This is a genomic window from Pontimicrobium sp. MEBiC01747, assembly GCF_053601635.1.
In genome coordinates this window covers 1-3,098 of sequence record NZ_JBSHNS010000138.1, presented here as the reverse complement: position 1 = coordinate 3,098, position 3,098 = coordinate 1, and the positions used below count along the sequence as shown (strand labels likewise).

General features: G+C 33.5%; 3 protein-coding genes and 2 pseudogenes. 1 reads left to right on the top strand and 4 read right to left on the bottom strand.

Annotation, left to right across the window (positions count from 1 at the left end):
- A pseudogene (locus tag ACVC2P_RS03875) lies at positions 1 to 289 on the top strand (hypothetical protein); the annotation flags it as partial.
- Between the two features lie 11 nt (positions 290 to 300).
- On the opposite strand, the gene ACVC2P_RS03870 reads toward ACVC2P_RS03875, so the two are convergent.
- The 4 genes and pseudogenes from ACVC2P_RS03870 to ACVC2P_RS03855 all read right to left on the bottom strand — a co-directional run.
- The gene (locus tag ACVC2P_RS03870; protein WP_452597173.1) at positions 301 to 528 is read right to left on the bottom strand and encodes a DUF6095 family protein; all 228 of its coding nucleotides are present in this window, start codon (positions 526 to 528) and stop codon (positions 301 to 303) included.
- Complete coding sequence (murQ, locus tag ACVC2P_RS03865) at positions 518 to 1,336, bottom strand: N-acetylmuramic acid 6-phosphate etherase (RefSeq protein ID WP_452597172.1); 819 nt, start codon at positions 1,334 to 1,336, stop codon at positions 518 to 520. Before murQ ends, ACVC2P_RS03870 begins: the two co-directional genes overlap by 11 nt.
- A gap of 246 nt (positions 1,337 to 1,582) precedes the next feature.
- Positions 1,583 to 2,395: a DUF4249 domain-containing protein gene (locus tag ACVC2P_RS03860; protein WP_452597171.1), complete on the bottom strand. Its 813-nt coding sequence runs from the start codon at positions 2,393 to 2,395 to the stop codon at positions 1,583 to 1,585.
- Between the two features lie 4 nt (positions 2,396 to 2,399).
- A pseudogene (locus ACVC2P_RS03855) lies at positions 2,400 to 3,098 on the bottom strand (hypothetical protein); the annotation flags it as partial.

The following is a 3,098-nucleotide window of genomic DNA, read 5'->3' as shown; positions in this document are numbered from 1 at the left end:
TGAGACTTGTTGTGATTCTGCTTTAGATTATTTTAACAAACTAACTGATAAGATTGAGTCTCTAAATAGAAAAGGAAACGAGATTGTTACTGTTATTGATGATTTAGGAACTGGAAAAATAGAAATGGAATATACTTTTAGTGCTCTATTGGCACAAGCAAATAGTCATGCCATTCATCATTATGCAATAATAAGTTATATTCTAGATAGACTTAATGTAACAATAGAAGATCCTGACTTTGGTTATAACCCTACTACACCTAAGCCTGCTGTTTCTACTTTAAATTAAAGACGCTTTTTTTATTTAAACATGCTATCCATTATAGTTTTAATACCTCTAAAAGCAAAATAAACAGCTCCTATGCAGGCTAAAATGGCTAGAACTAAAATAGGTATATATAACGGCTTTTCTTGATTGCTAAAAGCTATATAAATTAGTGTAGGACCTAAAAACATTAATAAAAGCGAAAGCCCCATTTTTTTTAATCCATTTACTAAAACGTCTTTATTTGTTCTTTTAGTTTCCATTAGTATAGTTTTCTATAGCAGTTCGTACATTTTTATTCTCTTCAAGTAATTTTTCTGCGTCTTGCCTGTTTATATTAAGTTCAGACATTAGCATTTTTACACCTCTATCTACTAGTTTATTATTACTTAATTGCATGTCTACCATTTTATTGCCCTTAATTCTGCCTAATTGAATCATAGTAGCAGTAGTAATCATATTTAATACTAGTTTTTGAGCAGTTCCAGCTTTCATTCTAGAACTTCCAGTAACAAATTCCGGTCCTACAATAACTTCTATTGGGTATTGTGCCGTTAAAGATAACGGACTGTTATGATTACAAGTAATACAACCTGTAATAATGTTATTAGTATTACAGTGTTCTAAAGCACTAATAACATAAGGTGTAGTACCAGATGCTGCGATACCAATAACAACGTCTTTGTTTGATACATTATGAGATTGTAAATCTTCCCAACCTAAAGTAGTTGAATCTTCTGCAAATTCTACGGCTTTCCTAATCGCTATATCACCTCCAGCAATTAAACCAACAACCAATTCATGAGGTACTCCAAAAGTTGGCGGACACTCCGAAGCATCTACAATACCCAAACGCCCACTTGTTCCTGCACCAATATAAAATAAGCGACCACCATCTTTAAGTTTACTTATTACTTGCGCAATGAGTGTTTCAATTTGCGGTAGCGCTTTTTCAACAGCTAAAGGAACGGTTTTATCTTCAGTATTTATATTAGTCAATAACTCATTAACGCTCATTTTTTCTAAATGATTGTACTTAGAGTCTGTTTCTGTAGTTTTTGTGAAATTCATAGATCAAAAATACAATAAATAACAGAACTTTATTAGCTCCAAATAGATTCCTGTTAGTATAGGGATGATAATAGTATAGAACTAAAAAGGTTAAATAGTATTACAATTCGCGTTAATGATTACTCATCCATTTTATTTAGGAAGAAAGCATGATTACTTTGCAGTTGTAGCGGCATCTTTTTGTTTTTTTCAACAAAAGATATAGCGGATAGCACTACACTTGTGGTAACTCCCAAAAGAATAAAATTACTCTACGGTATAAATAATTTCGAATGCTTGAGACACTCTAAAATAACCTAAAGGAAAATTATCTGGATTGGTAATATTTACACAATTACCTCGCACTGTTGCGGGTTGCGTTTGAAACGGTCCACCATCGGTCTCCGTTTGTTGTAACAGTAAAAACATGAATTCGTAAAAACGTTCTGTTACACCATAATTTCTAATAATAATCTCGTCTCCTGCTTGTAAATCTTCATCGCTATAGAATGCAAAAATCTCATTACCATCTACAAACTCATCTTTGTAGGCTTCAAATTCTGGTGTAATAAGTGCAGGGTTTTGTACTTCAAAAAGATAATAATTATCAATATTCGCTGGATCTGTATAAAAGGCTTTTATTTCTATTTCGTCTCCTGTAAAGCCACCATCGTTATTTTGCTCTATAGAATTTACTGGAACAGTAGATTTTAACACTTCTGTACCTGTGTAAGTTTCTCCGTTATACGTTATGGTTAGCGTGTAGGTTTCATCTATTTCGGGGATAAAATTAGAGGTTCTATAAATACCTGTAGCACCTTCTTCGGTAAAAACAAAGGTGTTATTACTAGTATCTGTTACGGTTACCGTTGCATTATTGGCTGGAGGTACTTCTGTATTAAAATAAGGTGCAGATAGTGTTAGTATAATACTTTGTTCGTTGCCAGCTGTACCATCAAACCAATTTAAAGAGGCATCTATAACCAATTTAGGTGCTGCATTTGGTACTTCTACATCTATAACATCTTCGCAGGACCAGACTAGAAGACTTAGTGTAATTATGTAAAATATATTTTTCATTGTCTTAAAATTTAAAGTTGTAGGTTACTGATGGGACAGCACCAAAAATGGCAAAGCGTGTGGCTTCGTTACGACCAGTTGTTGTGTTTTGAGAAAAAGAAATAGAAGCTGCATTTCTACGATTGTAAACATTGTAGACACCAAATACCCAATAGCTTCTCCACTTTTTAGCTTCATCTTGTTTTGGGGTGTAGGTTGCAGAAAGATCTAGACGATTGTACGATGGTAAACGGGTTGCATTTCTATCGCTAAAGTTTGGAATACTTATACCATTATACACATATTGCCCGTTTGGAAACGTTGTAGGTTGTCCTGTTTGAAACAGGAAATTCGCATTAAATTTCCATTTATCGTTAAAATCGTAACTGCTAGTAATGGAAATATCGTGGGTTTTATCGTAAGGTGTATTGTACCAATTACCATTATTTATGCCTAACTCGTTAGCAGTACGTCCTTCGGTTTGTTGCTCAGATTTAGATAGTGTGTACGCAACCCACCCTTTTAAACGGCCTTTATTTTTTCTAAATAAAACCTCTAATCCGTATGCTCTGGCACGACCATTTAAAATAACCTGCTCTATGGCATCATTGGCAATTAAATCGGCACCATCTATATAATCAATTCTATTTTTTATGGTTTTGTAAAAACTTTCAATTTCTAGCGAATAGGTATTATCCTTAAAGTTTCTAAAATAACCTACAGC

Bases quoted from the DNA above. Each gene is read 5' to 3' on its own strand.
- ACVC2P_RS03870 (WP_452597173.1), bottom strand. From the start codon at position 528: ATGGAAACTAAAAGAACAAATAAAGACGTTTTAGTAAATGGATTAAAA.
- ACVC2P_RS03860 (WP_452597171.1), bottom strand. From the start codon at position 2,395: ATGAAAAATATATTTTACATAATTACACTAAGTCTTCTAGTCTGGTCC.
- murQ (WP_452597172.1), bottom strand. From the start codon at position 1,336: ATGAATTTCACAAAAACTACAGAAACAGACTCTAAGTACAATCATTTA.